General features: G+C 61.4%; 25 protein-coding genes. 9 read left to right on the top strand and 16 right to left on the bottom strand.

What is annotated here, in order from left to right; all coding sequences use genetic code 11:
- Nucleotides 1–9: 9 nt before the first annotated feature.
- Together D4A92_RS01990 and scpA are read right to left on the bottom strand one after the other, a co-directional pair.
- Nucleotides 10–1,605: a GMC family oxidoreductase gene (locus D4A92_RS01990; protein ID WP_203017753.1), complete on the bottom strand. Its 1,596-nt coding sequence runs from the start codon at nt 1,603–1,605 to the stop codon at nt 10–12.
- 26 nt (nt 1,606–1,631) lie between these two features.
- Nucleotides 1,632–3,767, bottom strand: coding sequence for a methylmalonyl-CoA mutase (gene scpA / locus D4A92_RS01985; RefSeq protein ID WP_203017751.1), 2,136 nt, complete (start codon nt 3,765–3,767; stop codon nt 1,632–1,634).
- 112 nt (nt 3,768–3,879) lie between these two features.
- On the opposite strand from scpA, the gene D4A92_RS01980 reads away from it, so the two are divergent.
- Both D4A92_RS01980 and D4A92_RS01975 read left to right on the top strand, forming a co-directional pair.
- On the top strand, nt 3,880–4,149 hold the full coding sequence (locus D4A92_RS01980) for a type II toxin-antitoxin system ParD family antitoxin (protein WP_203017749.1): 270 nt from the start codon (nt 3,880–3,882) through the stop codon (nt 4,147–4,149).
- On the top strand, nt 4,139–4,480 hold the full coding sequence (locus D4A92_RS01975; RefSeq protein ID WP_203017747.1) for a type II toxin-antitoxin system RelE/ParE family toxin: 342 nt from the start codon (nt 4,139–4,141) through the stop codon (nt 4,478–4,480). Before D4A92_RS01980 ends, D4A92_RS01975 begins: the two co-directional genes overlap by 11 nt.
- A gap of 227 nt (nt 4,481–4,707) precedes the next feature.
- Here the strand turns inward: D4A92_RS01975 and D4A92_RS01970 are convergent, their stop codons facing one another.
- The 7 genes from D4A92_RS01970 to D4A92_RS01940 all read right to left on the bottom strand — a co-directional run bounded on the left by D4A92_RS01970 (nt 4,708) and on the right by D4A92_RS01940 (nt 10,573).
- Entirely contained in the window at nt 4,708–6,717 is a 2,010-nt protein-coding gene (locus tag D4A92_RS01970; RefSeq protein ID WP_203017745.1) for an acetyl-CoA carboxylase biotin carboxylase subunit, read from the bottom strand.
- Between the two features lie 5 nt (nt 6,718–6,722).
- Complete coding sequence (locus tag D4A92_RS01965; RefSeq protein WP_203017743.1) at nt 6,723–7,007, bottom strand: DUF2442 domain-containing protein; 285 nt, start codon at nt 7,005–7,007, stop codon at nt 6,723–6,725.
- Nucleotides 6,988–7,224 carry a DUF4160 domain-containing protein gene (locus D4A92_RS01960; RefSeq protein ID WP_110792574.1) on the bottom strand — a complete coding sequence of 79 codons (237 nt, stop codon included), beginning with the start codon at nt 7,222–7,224 and terminating at the stop codon, nt 6,988–6,990. The genes D4A92_RS01965 and D4A92_RS01960 overlap by 20 nt, the downstream gene beginning before the upstream one ends.
- Before the next feature lie 5 nt (nt 7,225–7,229).
- Nucleotides 7,230–7,643, bottom strand: coding sequence for a hypothetical protein (locus D4A92_RS01955; protein WP_203017741.1), 414 nt, complete (start codon nt 7,641–7,643; stop codon nt 7,230–7,232).
- Nucleotides 7,644–7,647: 4 nt separating this feature from the next.
- Nucleotides 7,648–8,025 (bottom strand): hypothetical protein, encoded by a 378-nt coding sequence (locus D4A92_RS01950; RefSeq protein WP_069043317.1) that lies wholly within the window; start codon nt 8,023–8,025, stop codon nt 7,648–7,650.
- Nucleotides 8,026–8,035: 10 nt separating this feature from the next.
- A complete protein-coding gene (gene yghU, locus D4A92_RS01945) occupies nt 8,036–8,950 on the bottom strand; it encodes a glutathione-dependent disulfide-bond oxidoreductase (protein ID WP_203017739.1) in 915 nt (304 codons plus the stop codon).
- Between the two features lie 90 nt (nt 8,951–9,040).
- The gene (locus D4A92_RS01940) at nt 9,041–10,573 is read right to left on the bottom strand and encodes an acyl-CoA carboxylase subunit beta (protein ID WP_203017737.1); all 1,533 of its coding nucleotides are present in this window, start codon (nt 10,571–10,573) and stop codon (nt 9,041–9,043) included.
- Nucleotides 10,574–10,707: 134 nt separating this feature from the next.
- On the opposite strand from D4A92_RS01940, the gene D4A92_RS01935 reads away from it, so the two are divergent.
- The 3 genes from D4A92_RS01935 to D4A92_RS01925 all read left to right on the top strand — a co-directional run bounded on the left by D4A92_RS01935 (nt 10,708) and on the right by D4A92_RS01925 (nt 13,461).
- Complete coding sequence (locus D4A92_RS01935) at nt 10,708–12,117, top strand: helix-turn-helix domain-containing protein (protein ID WP_203017735.1); 1,410 nt, start codon at nt 10,708–10,710, stop codon at nt 12,115–12,117.
- A gap of 142 nt (nt 12,118–12,259) precedes the next feature.
- The gene (locus tag D4A92_RS01930; RefSeq protein ID WP_203017733.1) at nt 12,260–13,063 is read left to right on the top strand and encodes a hypothetical protein; all 804 of its coding nucleotides are present in this window, start codon (nt 12,260–12,262) and stop codon (nt 13,061–13,063) included.
- Nucleotides 13,064–13,197: 134 nt separating this feature from the next.
- Nucleotides 13,198–13,461 (top strand): AbrB/MazE/SpoVT family DNA-binding domain-containing protein, encoded by a 264-nt coding sequence (locus tag D4A92_RS01925; RefSeq protein ID WP_203017732.1) that lies wholly within the window; start codon nt 13,198–13,200, stop codon nt 13,459–13,461.
- 12 nt (nt 13,462–13,473) lie between these two features.
- Here D4A92_RS01925 and D4A92_RS01920 read toward each other — a convergent pair whose 3' ends face one another.
- The 5 genes from D4A92_RS01920 to D4A92_RS01900 all read right to left on the bottom strand — a co-directional run bounded on the left by D4A92_RS01920 (nt 13,474) and on the right by D4A92_RS01900 (nt 17,413).
- A complete protein-coding gene (locus tag D4A92_RS01920) occupies nt 13,474–14,547 on the bottom strand; it encodes an enoyl-CoA hydratase/isomerase family protein (RefSeq protein WP_203017731.1) in 1,074 nt (357 codons plus the stop codon).
- Nucleotides 14,548–14,821: 274 nt separating this feature from the next.
- On the bottom strand, nt 14,822–15,778 hold the full coding sequence (locus D4A92_RS01915; RefSeq protein WP_203017730.1) for a D-2-hydroxyacid dehydrogenase: 957 nt from the start codon (nt 15,776–15,778) through the stop codon (nt 14,822–14,824).
- 59 nt (nt 15,779–15,837) lie between these two features.
- A complete protein-coding gene (locus D4A92_RS01910) occupies nt 15,838–16,464 on the bottom strand; it encodes a glutathione S-transferase family protein (protein WP_203017729.1) in 627 nt (208 codons plus the stop codon).
- On the bottom strand, nt 16,464–17,135 hold the full coding sequence (locus D4A92_RS01905) for a Rieske (2Fe-2S) protein (RefSeq protein WP_203017728.1): 672 nt from the start codon (nt 17,133–17,135) through the stop codon (nt 16,464–16,466). Before D4A92_RS01905 ends, D4A92_RS01910 begins: the two co-directional genes overlap by 1 nt.
- Nucleotides 17,132–17,413 carry a hypothetical protein gene (locus D4A92_RS01900; RefSeq protein ID WP_203017727.1) on the bottom strand — a complete coding sequence of 94 codons (282 nt, stop codon included), beginning with the start codon at nt 17,411–17,413 and terminating at the stop codon, nt 17,132–17,134. The genes D4A92_RS01905 and D4A92_RS01900 overlap by 4 nt, the downstream gene beginning before the upstream one ends.
- A gap of 116 nt (nt 17,414–17,529) precedes the next feature.
- On the opposite strand from D4A92_RS01900, the gene D4A92_RS01895 reads away from it, so the two are divergent.
- Nucleotides 17,530–18,387 carry an aromatic ring-hydroxylating oxygenase subunit alpha gene (locus D4A92_RS01895; protein WP_203017725.1) on the top strand — a complete coding sequence of 286 codons (858 nt, stop codon included), beginning with the start codon at nt 17,530–17,532 and terminating at the stop codon, nt 18,385–18,387.
- 63 nt (nt 18,388–18,450) lie between these two features.
- Here the strand turns inward: D4A92_RS01895 and D4A92_RS01890 are convergent, their stop codons facing one another.
- On the bottom strand, nt 18,451–18,648 hold the full coding sequence (locus D4A92_RS01890) for a CsbD family protein (protein WP_203017722.1): 198 nt from the start codon (nt 18,646–18,648) through the stop codon (nt 18,451–18,453).
- A gap of 215 nt (nt 18,649–18,863) precedes the next feature.
- Between D4A92_RS01890 and D4A92_RS01885 the strand changes: the two genes are divergently transcribed.
- Nucleotides 18,864–19,217 (top strand): DUF883 family protein, encoded by a 354-nt coding sequence (locus tag D4A92_RS01885; RefSeq protein ID WP_203017720.1) that lies wholly within the window; start codon nt 18,864–18,866, stop codon nt 19,215–19,217.
- A gap of 2 nt (nt 19,218–19,219) precedes the next feature.
- Entirely contained in the window at nt 19,220–19,663 is a 444-nt protein-coding gene (locus D4A92_RS01880; protein ID WP_203017718.1) for a phage holin family protein, read from the top strand.
- A 51-nt stretch (nt 19,664–19,714) separates the two neighbouring features.
- Here the strand turns inward: D4A92_RS01880 and D4A92_RS01875 are convergent, their stop codons facing one another.
- Nucleotides 19,715–19,912, bottom strand: a complete 198-nt coding sequence (locus D4A92_RS01875) for a NepR family anti-sigma factor (protein ID WP_203017716.1) — start codon at nt 19,910–19,912, stop codon at nt 19,715–19,717.
- 152 nt (nt 19,913–20,064) lie between these two features.
- Here D4A92_RS01875 and D4A92_RS01870 point away from each other — a divergent pair, with 152 nt between their 5' ends.
- Nucleotides 20,065–20,859, top strand: a complete 795-nt coding sequence (locus D4A92_RS01870) for a response regulator (protein WP_203017714.1) — start codon at nt 20,065–20,067, stop codon at nt 20,857–20,859.
- Nucleotides 20,860–20,874: the final 15 nt, after the last annotated feature.

Here is a 20,874-nt window from a genome sequence, read left to right as displayed (position 1 = left end):
TATCGGCGGTTAGCGGTGATCTTCGAGGATCATCGCGGCCGCCTTTTCGGCGATCATCAGAGTGGGGGAATTGGTGTTGCCCGAGGTGATGGTCGGCATGATCGAGGCGTCCGCGATGCGCAGGCCCTTCAGTGCACGTAGCCGTAGCCGCGGATCGACCACGCTGTCCGGATCCGCACCCATGCGGCAGGTGCCGACGGGGTGGAAGATGGTCGTGCCGATGTCACCGGCCGCCTTCTCCAGCTCCGCATCGCTTTCGAGCGCTGGGCCGGGACGATATTCCTCCGGCTGATAGCGGGCAAAGGCGGGCTGGGACGCGATGCGGCGGGTAAGCCGGATCGACCGGACGGCGACGTCGCGGTCGCCTGATGTCGAGAGGTAGTTCGGCGCGATCTTCGGCTGGGCGGCGAAGTCCGGACCCGATATGTGCACCGAGCCCCGGCTTTCGGGTCTGAGATTGCAGACACTCGCCGTCATCGCCGGGAAGGGGTGAACGGGATCGCCGAACTTGTCGAGCGAGACCGGCTGTACATGGTATTCGAGATCGGCGGTTTCCTTGTCCGGGCCGGAGCGGGTAAAGATGCCAAGCTGGCTCGGCGCCATGGACATGGGGCCTGAACGACGTAGCGCGTATTCCAACCCGATCATCGCCTTGCCGTAGAGGCTGGAGGCCCGTTCGTTAAGCGTCGGCACGCCATTGACCTTGAAGACGAGGCGGAGTTGCAGGTGGTCCTGCAGGTTTTCGCCGACGGCGGGTACCTCGCAGACGGTCTCAATCCCTGCATTTTGCAGGACATCGCCGCGACCAATGCCGGAGAGTTCGAGGATCTGCGGCGAGCCGATGGCGCCGGCTGAGAGAACAACTTCGCGGCGGGCGGCAAAGCGCTTCAGCTCCCCGTCGTGATGCACTTCGGCGCCGGTCACGCGATCGCCCTCGACCGTCAGCCGCTTGACATGGGCGCGGGTGAGGATCGTCAGGTTCTTCCGGTGGCGGATCGGTTTCAGAAAGGCTTTCGCCGTGTTCCAGCGGATGCCGGAGCGCTGGTTGACCTCGAAGAAGCCGGAGCCCTCGTTGTCGCCGCGATTGAAGTCGTCGGTCTCCGGAATACCGGCCTGTTTGGCCGCCTCGCGAAAAGCTTCCAGCACGTCCCATCGCAGCCTGGCCTTTTCCACGCGCCATTCGCCGCCTGCACCATGCTTGTCGTCGGCCCCCCGGTGGAAGTCCTCGGTTCTCTTGAACAGAGGCAGAACATCATCCCAACCCCAACCTTCACAGCCCATCTGGCGCCACTGGTCATAGTCACGGGCCTGGCCGCGCATGTAGATCATGCCGTTAATCGAGGAGCAGCCGCCGAGCACCTTGCCGCGGGGATAACCGATCGCGCGGCCGTTCAACCCAGCCTCTGCTTCCGTCTTGAAGCACCAGTCGGTGCGCGGATTGTTGATGCAGTAGAGATAGCCGACCGGGATGTGGATCCAGTGATAATTGTCGCTGCCGCCGGCTTCGAGCAGCAGCACGCGGCGTGACGGATCGGCAGAGAGCCGGTTGGCCAGCAGGCAGCCGGCGGTGCCGGCGCCGATGACGATGTAATCGTAGGTCTCCATGCTCCTCCCCGAGCGCTGCCTGCGTCTCAACTGTTTCGCAGGCGGCCTTCCAGAAGGTCAAGCACCGAGCGCGCGGCATCCATCACATTGGTGCCCGGACCGAAGACGGCGGAGACGCCGTGCTCCAGCAGGAATTCATAATCCTGGCGCGGGATGACCCCGCCGACGACGACGATCACGTCGTGGGCGCCCTTGGCCTTCAGTGCCTCGACGAGCTGCGGGGCGAGCGTCTTGTGGCCGGCAGCAAGCGAGGACATGCCGACGACCTGGACCTTGTTGGCGACGGCGAGATCCGCCGCTTCCTCCGGCGTCTGGAACAGGGGGCCTGCCACGACATCGAAGCCGATATCGCCAAAGGCCGACGCAATGACCTTGGCGCCACGGTCATGGCCATCCTGGCCGAGCTTGGCGATCAGTATCCGCGGCTTGGAGGCCGCCTTGCCGTAGTCCTTGAGGCGGGTCGACAGCGTCACCATTTCTGGATCGCCCTGGTAAGCCTTGCCATAGATGTCATGCACCACTTCAGGCACGGCAACGTGATCGCCGAAGACGGCGCGCATGGCATCCGAGATTTCGCCAACGGTGGCCCGGGCACGCGCCGCGTCGACGGCGGCTTCGAGGATGTTGCCTTCGCCGGTCTTTGCGACCTCGGTCAGCCGGGCGAGTGTTTCGCTCACCCGCTTCGGGTCGCGCTGTCGGCGCGTCTGCTCAATGCGCTTGATCTGCGACAGGCGAACGGCGGTGTTGTCGATCTGCAAGATATCGATCGGTTCCTCGTTTTCGAGGCGGTATTTGTTGACGCCGACGATCACCTCTTCTGCGCGATCGACAGCGGCCTGCCTGCGGGTCGCGGCCTCCTCGATCAGGCGCTTCGGCAAACCGTCGTCGACGGCCTTGGTCATACCGCCCAGCTGCTCGATCTCCTCGATAAGCGCCCAGGCCTTTTCCGCCATCTCATTGGTCAGGCTCTCGACATAATAGGAGCCGGCGAGGGGATCGACGACCTTGGTCACGCCGGTCTCGTGCTGCAGGATCAGCTGGGTGTTGCGGGCAATGCGGGCGGAGAATTCCGTCGGTAGCGCAATCGCCTCGTCAAACGAGTTTGTGTGCAGCGACTGGGTGCCGCCGAGCACGGCCGACATCGCCTCGAAGGCCGTGCGGACGATGTTGTTGTAAGGGTCCTGTTCGGCCAGCGAAACGCCCGAAGTCTGGCAATGGGTGCGCAGCATCAGGGAAGACGCCTTCTTCGGCTCGAATTCCTGCATGATGCGGGTCCAGAGCAGGCGGGCGGCGCGCAGTTTCGCGGCCTCCATGAAGAAATTCATGCCGATGGCAAAGAAGAAGGACAGGCGGCCTGCAAAGGCGTCGACATCAAGGCCCTTGGCGATAGCGGCCCGGACATATTCGCGCCCATCGGCCAGCGTGAAGGCAAGCTCCTGCACCAGCGTCGCACCCGCCTCCTGCATGTGATAGCCGGAGATCGAGATCGAGTTGAACTTCGGCATCTCCTTCGCCGTATATTCGATGATGTCGGCGATGATCCGCATCGAGGGTTCGGGCGGATAGATATAGGTGTTGCGGACCATGAACTCCTTGAGGATGTCGTTCTGGATGGTCCCGGACAGCTTGTCGCGCGAGACACCCTGTTCCTCGCCGGTGACGATGAAATTGGCGAGGATCGGGATGACGGCGCCATTCATGGTCATCGACACGGAGATGTCCTGCAATGGAATGCCGTCGAACAGGATCTTCATGTCCTCGACCGAGTCGATCGCCACACCCGCCTTGCCGACATCGCCCTCGACGCGCGGATGATCCGAGTCATAGCCGCGATGGGTGGCGAGGTCGAAGGCGACCGAGACGCCCTGCTGACCTGCGGCAAGCGCCTTGCGGTAGAAGGCATTCGACTCCTCCGCCGTCGAGAAGCCGGCATATTGCCGGATTGTCCATGGCCGCCCTGCATACATGGTGGCGCGCGGCCCGCGCACAAAGGGGGCAAAGCCCGGCAGGCTCTCGAGATGGCCGATGCCGGCAATGTCGTCTGCCGTATAAAGCGGCTTCACCGGAATGCCCTCGGGCGTGTTCCAGACGAGGCTGTCCGCCGGACGCTTCAATTCCTTCTCGGCAAGCGCCTGCCAGTCGGCGATGGTTTTCTTGGTCATCGATGCGATCCTTATCTGAAGGCTGCGCGGTTCGGCGGTTCGCCGAGGGAGGTCTGTTTGACGGAATTTCGGGGTCGGGTTATTCTTAGAAGCTCAACCGGAGCGCCTTGCCATGACCGTGAAAGCCTCTGTCTCGCTCTCGCCCCAGCAGGCGGAATTCGCACGCAAGCTGGTCGAGGACGGCCATTTTCCAAGCCTTGCCGCCGTCGTCGAGCGGGGGCTTGATCTGGTGCGCGAAGAGACGGAGATGCGGGAAGAGGATCAGGAAGCGTTGCGTGCTCTTCTTCTGCGTCGGATGGAAGGGCCATTTCTCTCGGAAGAAGAGAGCCGAGTGCAGATCGAGGAGATGATCGCGCGCAAGAAGGTCGAGTATGGCCTATGAAATCAGGCGTACCAAAGACAGCATCCAAGATCTCGATGCAATCTTCGACCACCTGGTAAGCACCTATCTTGGCTTCGGCGACGAATTGCAGGTTGCCTATGAGCGGGCGGGGAAGCGGGTTCGCGGAATAACGGCAGACATGTTTGCGCTGGCCGCCTATCCACATCGCGGCACGCTCGATGCAGGCCTTGGCTTCGGCCTTCGACACTTTTCGAAAGACAATGCTGTCATTTATTTCCGTATAGACGAGGCAGCTAAAGTCGTTCACGTCCTTGCCGTCTTCTTCGGCGGGCAGGACCATCAGCGGCATATGCTGAAGCGGCTGTCCTAGGCGGCTTTTCTTCGTCTGCCGGCGTACCGCGCGGGTACCCACCTCTGTCCTGCCGGACATCTCCCCCACAAGGGCGGAGAATGGGGTGGGGCCGGCCTGTTGCCCCACGCTTAGGGTTAAGTGTGTGAGGTAGGCGGAACGCGAGCGGCCACTCTCCCCCCTTGTGGGGGAGATGTCGGCATAGCCGACAGAGGGGGGGACCCCGACCGCAATTGCCGACGGCGTCCTCACCCCTCGAACTCCATGATCAACTCATCGACCGCCAGACTCTGGCCCGGCTTGACGACGATCTTCTTCACCGTGCCGCGGCGTTCTGCCTTCAGGATGTTTTCCATCTTCATAGCCTCGACGGTGGCGAGCGCCTGACCGGCTTCGACAGTCTCGCCTTCCTTCACGGCCACCCCGGTGATCACGCCCGGCATCGGGCAGAGCAGCATCTTCGACGTATCCGGCGGCAGTTTTTCCGGCATGAGTTTGGCAAGCGCTGCGACACGCGGCGAGCGGACGCGGACGGTCAAATCCATGCCGCGCCAGCGGAGCCGGATGGCGGGGCCCTTGAGGTCGACCTTCACCGCGAGCGTGTCACCGCCGATGTCGACGGTTGCCAGTGTCTGGCCGGGCTGCCAGTCGGTGGCGACCACCATCTCGTTGCCGGTCTCGAATGCGACACGCGTGTTGCCGGTGCCTTCGGTGACGGCCAGCGCGTGGTCGCTACCGGCCAGATTGACGACCCAGTCTTTGCCGAGTTTGCGGGTATGGTTGCCGATCGTGCCGGAGATCTGGATCGCGCGCGCCTGCAGGCGATGGTTGATCACCGCGGCGATGGCAGCGAGCTTTTCAGCTGAGGCGGCATCCGGCGTCACGCCGCTAAACCCGTCCCTGAACTCCTCGGCGATATAGGCCGTGGTGATCTTGCCTGAGCGGAATCGATCCTGGTTCATCACCGCCGAGAGGAAGGGCAGATTGTGGCCGATGCCTTCGACCTCGAAGCTGTCGAGCGCTTCCGACATCGCGTCGATGGCGGTCAGGCGATCGGGAGCCCAGGTGCAGAGCTTGGCGATCATCGGGTCGTAATACATCGAGATCTCGCCGCCCTCGAAGACGCCGGTGTCATTGCGAACCACGGTGCCCTCGGCCGTCGTGCCCTCTGCCGGCGGGCGATAGCGGGTGAGGCGACCGATCGAGGGCAGGAAGTTGCGATAGGGGTCTTCGGCATAGAGCCGGCTTTCGATGGCCCAGCCATTGAGCTTCACATCCTCCTGGCCGAATGAGAGTTTCTCGCCGGCCGCGACGCGGATCATCTGCTCGACGAGATCAAGGCCGGTCACCAGTTCGGTGACGGGATGCTCGACCTGCAGGCGGGTGTTCATCTCGAGGAAGTAGAACTTGTTTTCCTTGCCATCGACGATGAACTCGACCGTGCCGGCGGAGTGATAGCCGACGGCTTTTGCCAAGGCGACTGCCTGTTCGCCCATGGCCTTGCGGGTGGCGGCATCGAGGAAGGGCGAGGGGGCCTCTTCGATGACCTTCTGGTTGCGCCGCTGGATCGAGCATTCGCGTTCGCCGAGATAGAGCGTGTTGCCGTGCTTGTCGCCGAGCACCTGGATTTCGATATGGCGCGGTTCGGTGACGAATTTCTCGATGAAGATGCGGTCGTCACCGAAGGAATTCTTCGCCTCGTTCTTCGACGACTGGAAGCCTTCACGGGCCTCTTCGGCATTCCAGGCAATGCGCATGCCCTTGCCACCACCGCCGGCGGAAGCCTTGATCATCACGGGATAGCCGATCTGATCGGAGATTTTGACCGCCTCGTTGGCGTCCGCGATCAGGCCCATATGGCCGGGCACGGTCGAAACACCGGCTTCGGCTGCCAGCTTCTTCGAGGTGATCTTGTCGCCCATGGCCTGGATTGCATCAACCGGCGGGCCGATAAAGGTTACGCCCGCCTTTTCCAGCGCTTCGGCAAAGGCAGCGTTTTCCGAGAGGAAGCCATAGCCGGGATGGACCGCATCGGCGCCGGTCTGTCTGATCGCATCGAGGATCTTGTCGATGACGATATAGGACTGGTTCGACGGCGCCGGGCCGATAAACACCGCCTCATCGGCCATCTCGACATGCAGCGCATTGCGGTCGGCATCGGAGTAGACGGCCACCGTCTTGATGCCGAGCTTCTTCGCGGTCTTGATGACCCGGCAGGCAATTTCGCCCCGGTTGGCGATGAGGATTTTCTGGATCATTGTTGTCACTCGGCAGCTTGAGCAGGTGGGACGGCGCCGGGAGCGGCACCTCCGATGATGAGCGCCTTGGCGCTGATGTATTCGTCGATCTCTTCCCAGCCGACGGCGTCACCAAAGGGGAGAATCTCACCCTTGGCACGCTGCTCGGGAGAGGCCTTGGCGAGGCGCGGATACCACCAGAGCGGCGCCACGATCCTGCGCCCATCCATCATGTCGAAGATGATGCTGTCGTCCGTGACGTCCACGGAGCGGACTTGCAGTTGCCGCTCATCAATGTCCAAAGTGGTCATTCCACGCCTCCTCGAAACCCTGCCGGTGTTCCGCGACGACTTTGAGGATAGCATTCACCTCATGTGCCGCGAAGCCTGCGTTGCGGGCAACACCGAGATCCCGCAACCACACTTTCAACTGCTTTCCGTCCTTCAGGACGTGAATATGTGGCGGCTCGCCAATTTCCTTCGAGTAGAAAAGAAAACGATGTCCTTTCCAGAGAAGGAGTGTCGGCATGCCCGCTATTCCCTGACCTTCTTTTTCAAGCCTTTCGCCACGCTCTTTTCGTCCTTCACCTCGCCAAAGGCTTCCGGAAAGTTCTTCCGCGCCAGCTGCTCGTTGATCTTGAGCTTGGCGAAGTAGGATTGCGGATCAAAACCGCGCTCGGCGGCAATCACTTCGCGGCCGAAGAGGCGGCAGAGGCGTTCACCGTCGAGATTGCCGCGCTCGAAAGGTTCGGTGCCGAAATACTGCCAGAGCGCTTGCATGAAGCCGAGGTCGGCGAGTGCCACCGTCTGGTCCATGGTGCGGTGGCGCGGCCAGTTGGTGACGGGCGTGACCTTCGGGTTTGGCCGACGGATCGTGTATTGCCATTGCGTTCCGGGCAATCCCAAGGGAAAGCCCTGATGTTTCGGCATGAGCGGATCTTTTGCCATGACGTTACACCTCAAACACGTCTTCGAAGGATTCCGGGAAGCTCTTGCGGGCGACGCGCTCGTTTATGACAAGCATTTCGTCATAGGAGTGAGGGTCGAAGTCCTTGTTGACGGCCACGACCTCGCGACCAAACAACAGGCTGAGGCGGGCTGCATCGAGATTGCCGCGGACGAATGGTTCTGCCCCGAACTGGTGCCAGAGCGCATGCAGAAAGGCAGCGTCGATCCGGTGCTCCTTCGTGCCCGGTCGCGCCTTTCGCGGCAGGGTCTTGATCGGGGTGACACCCTTGTCGTTGGCGCGGCGAATGGTGAATTGCACACCGGTCCCCGGCATGCCGGATGGAAAACCCCGATGCTTGATCATGTCGGGCGCTTTGCTCATGGTTTTCTCCTCACGCCTGACCGGCCAGTTTGTCCTGCGTCATCGTATCGAAGTCGGAGGCATCGTGGCGTTCATGCAGCTGTTCGGAAAGCGGGCCGGAGGTCTTGTTGACGATCGCGCCACGTTTCACACCCGGGCGGGCTGCGAGCTGCTTCGTCCAGCGCTGGACATGTTCGTATTCGTCGACCGAGAGGAAGGTGCCGGCATCGTCATAGGCGCCATGCAGGGCAAGCCGGCCATACCAGGGCCAGATCGCCATGTCGGCAATCGTGTAATCCTTGCCAGCCATGAACTCGTTGTCGGCGAGGTGGCGGTTCAGCACATCCATCTGGCGCTTCACCTCCATGGCGTAGCGGTCGATGGCATATTGGATCTTCATCGGCGCATAGGTGTAGAAATGGCCAAAGCCGCCGCCAAGGAAGGGTGCGGAGCCCATCTGCCAGAACAGCCAGTTCAATGTTTCAGCGCGGGCGCGAGTCTCGGTCGGGAGGAAGGCGTCGAATTTCTCCGCGAGATAGGTCATGATCGAGGCACTCTCGAACAGCCGGATCGGCTCTCCGCCATCAACAGGCGCATGGTCCATCAAGGCCGGGATCTTGGAATTGGGATTGACCTCGACGAAACCGGAGGAAAACTGGTCGCCCTTGCCGATATTGATCAGCCAGGCATCGTATTCAGCACCTTCATGGCCTGCCGCCAGCAGTTCCTCGAGCAGGATCGTCACCTTCTGGCCGTTCGGCGTGCCCAGCGAATAGAGCTGTAGCGGATGTTTGCCGACCGGGCGTTCCTTGTCATGCGTCGCACCCGCAATCGGGCGGTTGATGCTGGCAAAGGCGCCGCCATTGCCGGGCTCCCACATCCAGACCTTCGGCGGCTGATAGCCTGCGGGCAGGTTCTTCTCGGGCGGGAATTTTGTCTCGGTCATGAAATCGGATCCTTTCTCGGTGATGCGCCTCGGGCGCGCCGAGAGGTATATAGGCCTTCCGTGCTGTCCTTGCCCACTCTCAATGCATGCTTACAACGGGATCGTGTCGTGCTTCTTCCAATGCGTGCCGACCTGCTTGTTCCTGAGGCTCGCAAAGGCCTTGGCAATCCGGCGGCGGGAGGAATGCGGCATGATCACTTCGTCGATGAAGCCGCGTTCGGCGGCCTTGAAGGGGTTGGCGAAGTTGACTTCGTACTCCTTGGTCCGCGCCGCGATCTTTTCTGCGTCGCCGAGTTCCGAACGGTAGAGGATTTCGGTCGCCCCCTTGGCGCCCATGACTGCGATTTCCGCCGTCGGCCAGGCATAGTTGATATCGGCGCCGATATGCTTGGAGGCCATGACGTCATAGGCGCCGCCATAGGCCTTGCGGGTGATCAGGGTCACCATCGGCACGGTCGCCTGGCTATAGGCGAACAAGAGCTTGGCGCCGTGCTTGATGACGCCGCCATATTCCTGGGCGGTGCCGGGCAGGAAGCCGGGCACGTCGACCAGCGTCAGGATCGGGATCGAGAAGGCATCGCAGAAGCGGACGAAGCGGGCGGCCTTGCGCGATGAATCGATGTCGAGGCAGCCGGCCAGCACCATGGGCTGGTTGGCGACGACGCCGACCGTCTGGCCTTCCATGCGGATGAAGCCGGTGATGATATTCTTGGCGAAGGCTTCCTGAATCTCAAAGAAATCACCCTCGTCGGCCAGCGCATGGATGAGCTCCTTCATGTCATAGGGCTTGTTGGAGCTGTCGGGGATCAGCGTGTCCAGCCGCATCTCGATGCGCGAGGGATCGTCATGGAAGGGGCGAACGGGGGGCTTTTCGCGGTTGTTGAGCGGCAGGAAATCGAAGAGCAGGCGGACCTGTTCCAGGGCTTCGATATCGTTCTCATAGGCGCCATCGGCGACGGAGGACTTTTTCGTGTGCGTCGAGGCGCCGCCGAGTTCTTCCGCCGTGACGATCTCGTTGGTCACGGTCTTCACCACGTCGGGACCGGTGACGAACATGTAGGAGCTATCCCGCACCATGAAGATGAAATCGGTCATGGCGGGCGAATAGACGGCACCGCCGGCGCAGGGGCCCATGATGACGGAGATCTGCGGGATGACGCCTGAGGCATCGACATTGCGCTTGAAGACATCGGCATAGCCGGCCAGCGAGGCGACACCTTCCTGGATGCGGGCGCCGCCACTATCATTCAGGCCGATAACGGGCGCTCCCACCTTCATCGCCATGTCCATGATCTTGCAGATCTTCTGGGCATGGGTTTCCGACAGCGATCCGCCGAGCACGGTGAAATCCTGGGAGAAGACGTAGACCTGGCGGCCGTTGATCGTGCCCCAGCCGGTAACCACGCCGTCGCCCGGCACCTTCTGTTCGGCCATGCCAAAATCCACGCAGCGATGGGTGACATACATGTCGTATTCTTCGAACGAGCCTTCGTCGAGCAGGACCTCGATGCGCTCTCGGGCGGTCAGCTTGCCCTTGCCGTGCTGGGCGGCAATGCGCTTTTCGCCGCCGCCGAGGCGGGCCTCGTCGCGACGGGCTTCGAGCTGGTCCAGGATCGTCAGCATATGTCCTCCCGAATGGTCTTTTGGCTTCAGAGCCTTGATGTGACACCTATTCCACTGTGCCGCAGAAGAAAACGGTTGAACAGGTGCATCTGTGGATTTATGAATTTGCAAAGTGAAAATTGCGAATTTGCGAAATGGCCATCGGGAAACTCTTCATCGGCCGCAAGGTCCGCGACATCCGCCAGGCGAATGGGGCAACCCAGGCGCAGTTTGCCGATATGGTCGGCATTTCCACCAGCTATCTCAACCAGATCGAAAACAACCAGCGCCCGGTCTCGGCCTCGGTGCTTTTGTCGCTGGCGGAAAAGTTCGGCATCGATATCACCGAGCTGTCCTCAGGCCAGAACGACCGGCTGCTCTCTGCGCTGACGGAGGCGCTATCCGACCCTCTGTTCGAGACCTATTCGCCGAGCCTGCAGGAGCTGAAGCTCGTCACCCAGAATGCGCCCGGTTTTGCCCATGCGCTGATTGCCGCGCATCAGGCTTACCGGCGCGGCAACGAGCAGCTGGCAAGCCTCGACGACCGGCTGGGGGCGGCGCCCAGCCAGGAGGTGACGCCTTATGACGAGGTGCGCGACTTCTTCCACTTCGTCGACAATTACATCCACGATCTCGACCTCGCCGCCGAGCAGCTGGCGACAGAGCTGAAGCTCGGCGAGGGGGAGAATTACGCGGCTCTTTCAGGCCATCTCGAAGCGCGGCATGGCGTGCGCGTCGTGCGCGGCGAGGCGGGTGATGAGGCGATCCGCCGCTTCGATCCGGTGGGGCGGATCCTCACCGTCAGTCGCTATGCCTCGGCCCCCACCCGCGATTTCCAGATCGCCATCCAGATCGCCCAGCTGGCCGCTGCCCCGAAGATCGACCAGGTATTGAAACAGGCGAATTTCCGCAGCGAAGAGGCGGTCGAGATCTGTCGCATGGGGCTTCACAATTATTTCGCCGGCGCGTTGATCCTGCCCTATCGCAGCTTCCTCACCGCCGCTCGGGACCTTCGCCACGATATCGAACTGCTCGCCGCCCGCTTCGAGGCTTCGCTCGAACAGGTCTGCCACCGCCTCTCGACGCTGCAGCGGCCGGGGCTGAAGGGCGTGCCGATCTTCTTTGCCCGCATCGACCGGGCCGGGAATATCACCAAGCGGCATAGTGCGGCGCGCCTGCAATTCGCCCGCTTCGGGGCGGCTTGTCCGCTGTGGAACGCCCATCAGGCCTTCGAGACGCCCGGCCGGATCATCCGCCAGACGGCGGAAACGCCCGATGGCGTGCGTTATCTCTGCATCGCGACGCAGGTATCAAAAGGCTCCGCCGGCTTCCGCGCCGCCAATCCGCGCTACGCCTTGGCACTCGGCTGCGAGATCTCCTATGCCGGCGCCTTCGTCTATGCCGACGACCTCGACCTCTCCAACCGCGGCGCCTTCGACCCGATCGGCATTTCCTGCCGCATCTGCGAGCGCGTCAAATGCACCAGCCGCGCCGTGCCGCCGCTGAAAAGGAAGCTGGTGGTGGATCACCGGGTCAGGAACCCGATGCCGTATGAGATTGAGTAGGGGGGTATTTCTACACTTGCAACTAGGCACACCGTCGGCTGCATTCGGCCCTTTGCTGGCCTGCCAGTTAAACGAAATGCCCCTTCGCAATCGCTGCCGTGCTACGTGAGCTAGTCTGCCAATTCACTTGATAAGGTCGGTGATGCCCATTCCATTAGAAAAGATCATTGAAGCTGCGGAAAAAGCAGGGTTCGCTACGGAGTTGCTGGCCGCGTCTATTTTGGACAACGCGAATTGGAGGCCGAGCCAAAATGTCTACTTTATTGACAAGGATGAAGGAAAGGCGCGCGAGCTAGATATTCGGGCCTACAAGATTTTCGCCAGCACAAAAGAAAAGCCGGAAGTTACATGCATGATTTCGCTCTGCATAGAGGTTAAAAAGACTGCTGATCCCTTCATTTTCTACACAAACAGAAAGAGCGATTACGACGGGTCGTCAGGCTACGGTATCTTTCACTGGAAAAACAACGTTGATAGATTCGTTCTGAGCTACGGGGCTATCGAAGCAATGCGTCCAATGGCAGCGGTAGAGCGAGTAGCAAGGTCGTACTCGTGTTTCAAAAGTGGCCAGACACAGCAAATTCAATCGGGCGTAATTTCAGCCTTTAAAGCCGCCATCCACGAGAGAGACAATTGCGAAGAAGTCTACTCCGACCTCTCTGGCGATATCTGTTTCTTCGTTCCAATGATGGTGGTTGATGGCCCCCTTTACGAATGCTTTTTCGAGCAAGGCGGGGATACCTTGGTGGCTAGTGAAATTGATGAGGTTCTCTATGTTCAGAACTATCACTCGGGAAATTACGGGCGCGTATCTAATCATGTTTACGTAATGAATCTCTCCACTTTCAGTAAGAGATTGCCGGAATTCTCAGCGTGGGGCGAGCATATGCTGGCCGTGATGGCACAAAATCGGGCGAAGGTAGCAACAGCAGACGAAGTCGATTGAATGTCCGCTTCTGGTGCAAAGCGGTAGACTCCTGACGGCTCGTTACGGGACACGATCGCCGTAATGAGTTATCTTCCGGATGTTGCGCCCAATCTTGAAGCGGCGAGGTCGAGTTGGTGCAAATGGAGAGTGTCATGCCGTTCAAGAAAAAGATCCGCAGACAACGCAACTCGGCTATTCTCAGCATTCCGTCCGCACTTCTGCGGCGCTTGAATGTCGAGCCCGGTGACCTTCTCACGCTCGATGTACAGGATGGTGTTTTGATCGGTCGGCCGGTTGACCGCTCAATCCGACGTTATACCCTGGCCGAGCTCTTGGTCGGCGCGGATCAATTGGCCCAGCTTAACGCCTCTGTCCGCGAGCATATGGATTCACCGTCCGTCGGTCGCGAACTCTAGGCCTCTTCGAACCTACCCAAACAACCGCTCATCTCTCGCGACAAAAAACGCCTCGACACTCTCCGGCGCCACATCCTCCAGCGTCGCCGGGGACCATTTCGGGTTGCGGTCCTTGTCGATGATCGCAGCCCGGATGCCTTCGTAGAAGTCGGGTACCTTGACCACTTGGCAGGTGCCGGCGAATTCGCGTTCGAGGCAGGTTTCGAGGTCCTTGGAGCGGCGGGCCTCGCGCAGCATGCGGAGCGTCACCTTCAGGCTGGTCGGTGACTTCGCGCGCATGGCGATGAGGGTGCGCGTCGCGAGTTCGCTGCCTTCCTCTTCGAGGGCGGCGATGATCTCCTCTACCGTGTCGAAGGCGAAGCAGCGGTCGATCATGGTGCGGCCTTCGGAAAAGATGCCGGTCGGGCCGTCCACCGTGTAGTCGCGGATGATCGAGGCGATGGTTGCCCCGAGAGCGGGTGCGGGGAGGGCGGCGATCCGCTCCAGCAGTTCGGCCACCCGGTCCTGCGGAACGAACCAGTCGGCAAAGCCTGCGGTGATGGCGTCAGCGCCGTTCACCGCTTCACCTGTTAGCCCCATCCAGGTGCCGAGTTCGCCGGATGCGCGGGAGAGAAGCCAGGTGGCGCCGATGTCGGGGAAGAAGCCGATGCCGGTTTCGGGCATGGCGAGTTTCGTGGTTTCGGTGACGATGCGGTGGCTGCCATGGCTGGAGACACCGACGCCGCCGCCCATGGTGATGCCGTCCATCACGACGACATAGGGCTTTTTGAAGCGGGCGATGCGGGCGTTCAGGCGGTATTCGGCCTTGAGAAATTCGGAGGCCTTGGTGTCGCCGGCCTTGCCGCTTTCATAGAACATCCTGATATCGCCGCCGGCGCAAAGCCCGCGTTCGCCTTCGCCGGTGACGAGGACGGCGGCCACTTGGCGGTCTGCCTCGAAGGCATCGAGCGCCTTGCCAAAGGCGAGGACCATGTCGTGGGAGAGACTGTTCAGCACACGTGGACGGTTGAGGGCGATCAGGCCAAGCGCGCCCTTTTTCGCCGTCAGGATTTCCTCGCCCTGATAGTCCGCCTCCAGATACCGCATGCCGTCCTCCCATGTGTCTTTTGAGAGAGTTAGATATGCGTTGCGGCCAAAGGGCAAGGGGTGGGGGGTTGCATAGGGATACCCCCCTCTGTCACTGCGTGACATCTCCCCCACAAGGGGGGAGAGCGGAGCGCCGCGTTTGCCGATCCCTTTGCGGCGCCAACGGAATGTGAGCGGGCCAGCGATTCAGCCAGTCTCCCCCCTTGTGGGGGAGATGGCCGGCAGGCCAGAGGGGGGTATCCCGATGCGACAGGCTTCTGCTGCCTTGGTTGGATCAGCCAACAAGATTGCGGGGCGTGCCGGCTAGAAAGAGCTCGATGTTCTCGATCAGCTGGTCGGCCAGCGCCTGGATCGCCTCGCGGCTTGCCCAGGCGACATGCGGGGTGAGGATGACGTTTTCGCGTGATGCAATCCGCATCATCGGACTGTTGGCTGCGGGCGGTTCGCCATCGGTGACATCAAAGCCGGCGCCGGAGATCTGGCCGGTATCGAGGGCCTTTTCCAGCGCCAGTTCATCGACGAGGCCTCCGCGTCCGGTGTTGATCAGCAGCGGGCGGCGCTCCATCAGGGCGAATTCTCTGATGCCGATCACGCCGCGCGTTTCCGGTGTCAGCGGGCAGTGCAGGGTGATGACGTCAGAGCGCTTCAGGACCTCGTCGAAAGCCGTCTGGCCGGGTTTGAGGTCGGTTGCGCCGCGACGACCGGCGGCCAGCACGGTCATGCCGAAGGCCTCGGCGATGCGCCCGACGGACTGGCCGAGTGTGCCATGGCCGATGATGCCGAGCGTCGAGCCGCCGAGATCCGCGATGGGGTAATCGAAATAACAGAATTGCGCGGCCTGCTGCCAGCGTCCCTCGATCACCGACTGGCGATAGGGCAGGATCGAACGGCGCAGCGCCAGCATCAGCGCGAAGGTGTGTTCGGGCACCGTGTGTTTCGCATAATTGCGGATATTGCAGACGGCGATGCCTCGCGTCCTGGCTTCCGCAAGATCGACAATGTCGGTGCCGGTGGCGGAGACGGCAATCAGTTTCAGCTTCGCAGCACCAGCCAGAGCCTCGGCACGGACAGGGGCCTTGTTGGTGATCACCACATCTGCGTCGCGGATGCGCTCCGCCACGTCATGCGGTGCGGTGCGGGCATGGACCACCATTTCATGCGGCACGGAGGGCGCGCGGACCACGGTTTCCGGCGACAGCGTGTCCCGGTCGAGAAAGACGATGCGGATCATGGCGGACCTCCCTGCTTGCCCTCCGACCTAGCCGAGCGGCTTTCGGTCAGCAAGGCAGGTCAATGGTAATCCGGTACGCCCGGCATGGTGATGAAGCCAGGCAGCGCGCGGAAGCGGCGCAGCCAGCGGCGAAGGGCGGGGTATTCGTCATGGTCGATGCCGCAGTCACGCGAAAGCGCAAAGCTGGGCAGGAGGGCGAGGTCGGCGAGTGACGGGGCGTTGCCGACGAACCAGTCCGAGCCTTCGATCTGCCGCAGCGTCATGTGGTCTTCCATGATGCGGAAGGCTTTTCGCGCCGCCTTCAGGTCGGCCTCGCTTGCGCCTTCGGTGGTGAAGAGGGCCGCCTCGCGGGCGTCGATTGCGGGTTTCAGTTCTCGGCCGGAAAAGCCCAGCCATTGCTGGACGCGTCCGAAGTCTGCGGCATCGGCGGGCAGCCAGGGACTGTCAGGCGCATGGGCGCGGACGAGATAAGCCAGGATCGCCGCCGTGCCGAACAACCTGACATCGCCGTCTTCGAGGATCGGCAGCGTGCCGGTCGGGTTGAGGGCCAGCATATGCGGCTTTTCCTGCTCGCGGCCCGGTGCCTTGTCGACGGCAACCGTCTCGAAGGAGAGGCCGAGCATGGAGAGGAGCAGGCGGACGCGAAAGCCGTTTTCGTCGAGGTGGTAGTCGTAGAGCCTGATCATCACGCCGCCTCCGTCGTCTGGGCTTCGAGCCGGTTGCGCAGGTCGGTCGCCCATAGGATCAGGTCGCGGCGGGTGGCTGCGGAGGTGTGTCCGCTCACCGTGATGTGCAGGGCCGTCCGGCCGGCGTCGCGGGGTTGGCCTGCGATCAGCACTGTCAGGTCGTTACCTTGGAAGGTAACCAAGCCAGTCCCACTCTCGACCGGACGATACCCGTCGGGTGGAGCTGCCGTCACCGCCAGCAAAGCCGCATTCGTCGCCAGGTCGAGAAACAGGCTGCGGACGGCTTCGGCCGTCTCGGGAAGCGTCGAGAGGTCCGCTGCATCCGCCCCGTCCGGTGCCATCCAGATTATCCCGGCGCGTTCGGTTGCGGCAAAGGTCGGGACCTTGATGGTCTGGGGCACCTCGAGATCCGGGTGCGCCGGAATGTAGCGACATTGGCCACCCGTGTCGTAGCGCCAGCCGTGATAGAGGCAGGCGATGTGGTCGCCGCGCACGAAGCCGAAGCTCATGCGCATGCCGCGATGCGGACAGCGGTCCTCCCAGACATGGATTTCGCCCTTGTCGTCACGCCAGACGACGCGCTCCTCGCCGTTGACGAGGGTGCCGGCAGAGGTGCCGGCCTCGACGTCCGCGGAAAGGGCAACGGGGATCCAGGGAGAGGTTGATGTCATGATGCGGCCTTTGCGGGCAAGTCTTCGTCTGTTTGAAAGCGGGTCACGTCGAGCACGATGCTGTCATAGGGGCCGAGGCTGACCGCCATTTCGAAGGCGTCGATCAGGGCTTCCGGGCCCGACAGCGTCAGGCGACAGCGATCGTAGTCGCAGGCCGCAATCTTGAGCCCGAGCGAGAGGCGGGCGGCCCGATGTTCGGCGAACGCGATGAAGCCCTGCGGCTCCAGCCTTCCGGAAAAGGTGAAGCCGACGGTCATATGGTCGGCTTTCGCCGTCATCGGATGGGGATCAGTGTTGCCTTGCAATTGTGCGCGCTCTAATTTTTGGGCAATCTAGCGGCGGGTGAGATCGGGTTTCAAGCGGTTTCTCCCGTGCTCCAGAGGAAAGACAGACTATGCAGAACGGTATCGACAAGGCGTCGCTTGATCAGTGGTATGTGCTCGATACCGAGGCGGTGATCCCTGTGGGCCGATCGCAGAACCGGTTGCTCGGGACGGATCTGACTGTCGTCAGACAAGCGGATGGGGCGATCGAAGTGTTTGCCGAGGGGCGGGCCGAGCCGCTGCCGCTACGCCATCGCTTCGGCTTTCTCTGGGCGACGCTGGGCGAGCCCGAGCGCGAGATCTTTCCGCTGCCGGAGGCCGACGAGCCGGATAGACGCTATGTGCCCTGCGGCGTGGTCACGGTGAAGGCTTCAGGACTTCGCATCGTCGAGAACTTCCTCGACATGGCGCATTTCCCCTTCGTGCATACGGATGTTCTGGGAGCCGAGCCGCATACGGAAGTACAGAGCTATGATGTCGAAATCCGCCGCGACGAAGACGAGGTCTGGGCGACCAACTGCACCTTCTTCCAGCCGCAGGCGGCTCTGTCGGCGTCCGACGGCATCACCACCCAATACATGTACCGGGTGATGACGCCGTTCGCCACGATCCTCTACAAGACATGTCCCAACGCTACCAATCGCTGGGATGTCATCGGCCTCTTCGTCCAGCCGCTCGATCCCGGCCGCTGCCGGGCGCATCCGATCATGTATCTGATCGACGATGTCTCAACGACCACGGAGCTTATCCATTTCCAGCAGATGATCTTCCTGCAGGACCGCATCATCCTTGAAAACCAGCGGCCGGTACTCCTGCCGCTGGAGCCGCGCAAGGAAATCCCAACGCGGGCAGATGCCTCGTCCATCGCCTATCGCCGCTGGCTGAAAGAAAAGGGCGTGACCTACGGCGCCAGCACAGTGGCTGCCTGAGGCGCAGCAAAAAACCCGGAAGCGGGCGCTTCCGGGTTCCGGGCATTCCTTAGCCTGCAGGTCTTAGCTGCGGCTCATCCACTCGTCGATCTCGCGATCGGCTTCTTCCTGGGTCTTGCCATAGGCAGCCTGGATCTTGCCTGAGAGCTCCTTGCGCTTGCCGGCGATCACATCGAGATCGTCACCTGTCAGCTTGCCCCACTGGGTCTGGGCTTTGCCCTTGAACTGTTCCCAATTGCCTTCGATCTGATTCCAATTCATCGGATAACTCCCGTGTCGGTGAATGGTCGAGGCTTGATGTCCTCGGGGCTGAAAACGTCGGCTAATGCGGGAAGTTCCATCGGCTGGGTCGAAGCCGATCAGATCGGGCCCGTGGCCTCGTGCACAAGAAAAGGCCGAGGTGATGATGGAACACTCGTCCGGTCACGGCGTTCTTGTTGCGAACTGCCTTTCATGAACAATCCAAGGAGAATTCCATGGCCCAGGTACCGAGCGCCTCCAAGAGCAAGATCGAAGTCAAGGCAAACGATCTCGCAGACCGCATCGAAGACAAGGCGAACACGGCGGGTACCGCGACCAGCGGTGACGTCCAGGCGGACCTCGAAGCCCTGCGCCGCGATATCGCTTCTCTGACGCAGACCGTCGCCTCCTTCGGTAGCGGCAAGATCCGTCAGGCGGGCGAAACCTCACAGGAATATATCGACAGCGCACGTGAGCGCTTCATGAATGCTGAAGAAGATATCGAAGCCTATGTGCGCGCAAAGCCGCTGCAGTCGCTCGCTATGGCCGCTGGCGTCGGCTACGTTCTTGCGCTTCTCAGCCGGCGCTGATCATGCTGCCACTCCTTAGACATTTGGGCATCGTCGCCTTTGGCAAGGTGCGGCCGACCGCCAACAAGGTCGGGCGCTCCGTGATGGCGGGTGCGATTGCCGGTGTGTTGGGGCTAACGACCTATGTCGCCCTGCTTCTGGCTCTCGGCTTCTATCTGACCAGCATCATCGGTCCGATTTATGCTGCCTTGGTCATCGCTGGCGTCACGGCGCTCTGCGCCATCATCGTCATCGTCGTGGTGCAGTCGATCAACCGTCGCGCCGAGCGTCGCATGGAAGCCCGTCAAAGGGCCGCCAGGGCACGGCTGCCTGATCCGATGACGCTGCAGTTATTGGCTGGTGTGCCGGCGCTGATGAAGGGACGGTCCCTGCTGACTGCCGCGGCGATTGCAGCAGTCGCCTATGGGGTCGCCAAGTCGCAAGGTGTCGGCAACGATCGCGATTGACCTGCGCTTTTGAGAGACGGTTGGGCTTTTCGAAGCCCGGCCGTTCATATGTCAGGGTTTCCTGGACTTGGCTTTTGCTTCCGCATCGTGAAGCTTTTCGAGAAGGTCGAGAAATTGGGACGGAGTGCCTTCGTCGACGATACTGTCGTAGTAGCCACGAAGCTTTGACGCGATCAATGCGTTCGCATTTTGCCGCTTTGCCTCCGACGGCTTCTTCGATTTATTTCCATCCGGAGGGCCTTCAGCCATGTCTGTCCAATTCCGTCAGTTTGCCAAGCGAGACGACAATTAACGTGATAAGCCCGAACAGGCAAAAAAGTTCCAAAGACGATGGAACATTTTTTTTCGAGCCGCGTTTTCTGCCGAGTCCGCACCTTTATCCATTTCGATTGGAGAACTGCATGTCCCTTACTGCCCGCGTCGCTGTCCATCTTCCTTACCTGCGCCGTTACGCACGCGCCGTCACCGGTTCGCAGACCTCCGGAGATGCCTATGTGGCAGCGGTCCTGGAAGCGCTGATCGCCGACATCTCCATTTTTCCCGACACCGGTGATGACCGTGTCGCTCTCTACAAGCTGTTCGTGACGATCTACGATTCGACCAAGGTCGAGCTTCCCCAGATCACCTCGCCCTTTGCATGGGAAAAGCGTGCCGCCGCCAACCTTGCATCCGTGCCGACGCGCGCGCGCCACGCCTTTCTTCTGATCACGGTCGAAGGTTTCACCACCACCGAAGCGGCCAGCGTGCTGAGCGTCGGCGAAGCCGAATTCAACGCGCTCTTCAACGAGGCCTCGATGGAGATCTCCCGCCAGGTCGCGACCGACATCATGATCATCGAAGACGAGCCTCTGATCGCGCTCGACATCGAGCAGATGGTCGAAGACCTCGGTCACCGCGTGACCGGCATCGCCCGCACCCATGCCGAAGCCGTCGATCTCTATAAGCGTACCAGCCCGAAAATGGTCCTCGCCGACATCCAGCTTGCGGATGGAAGCTCGGGCATCGATGCCGTGAACGACATTCTCAAGGTCGATACCATCCCGGTCATCTTCATTACGGCATTCCCGGAGCGCCTGTTGACTGGCGAGCGTCCTGAGCCTGCCTTCCTGGTCACCAAGCCGTTCAACCCCGACATGGTCAAGGCTTTGATCAGTCAGGCGCTTTTCTTCAACGAGCGCGTGACCGAGCAGGCTTGATATAGCTCTTGTGGG

The sequence above is a fragment of the Rhizobium rosettiformans genome, assembly GCF_016806065.1.
Classification (GTDB): Bacteria; Pseudomonadota; Alphaproteobacteria; order Rhizobiales; family Rhizobiaceae; genus Allorhizobium.
Note: the sequence above shows the minus strand (reverse complement) of the source record. Positions and strands in the feature narration are given on the sequence as shown.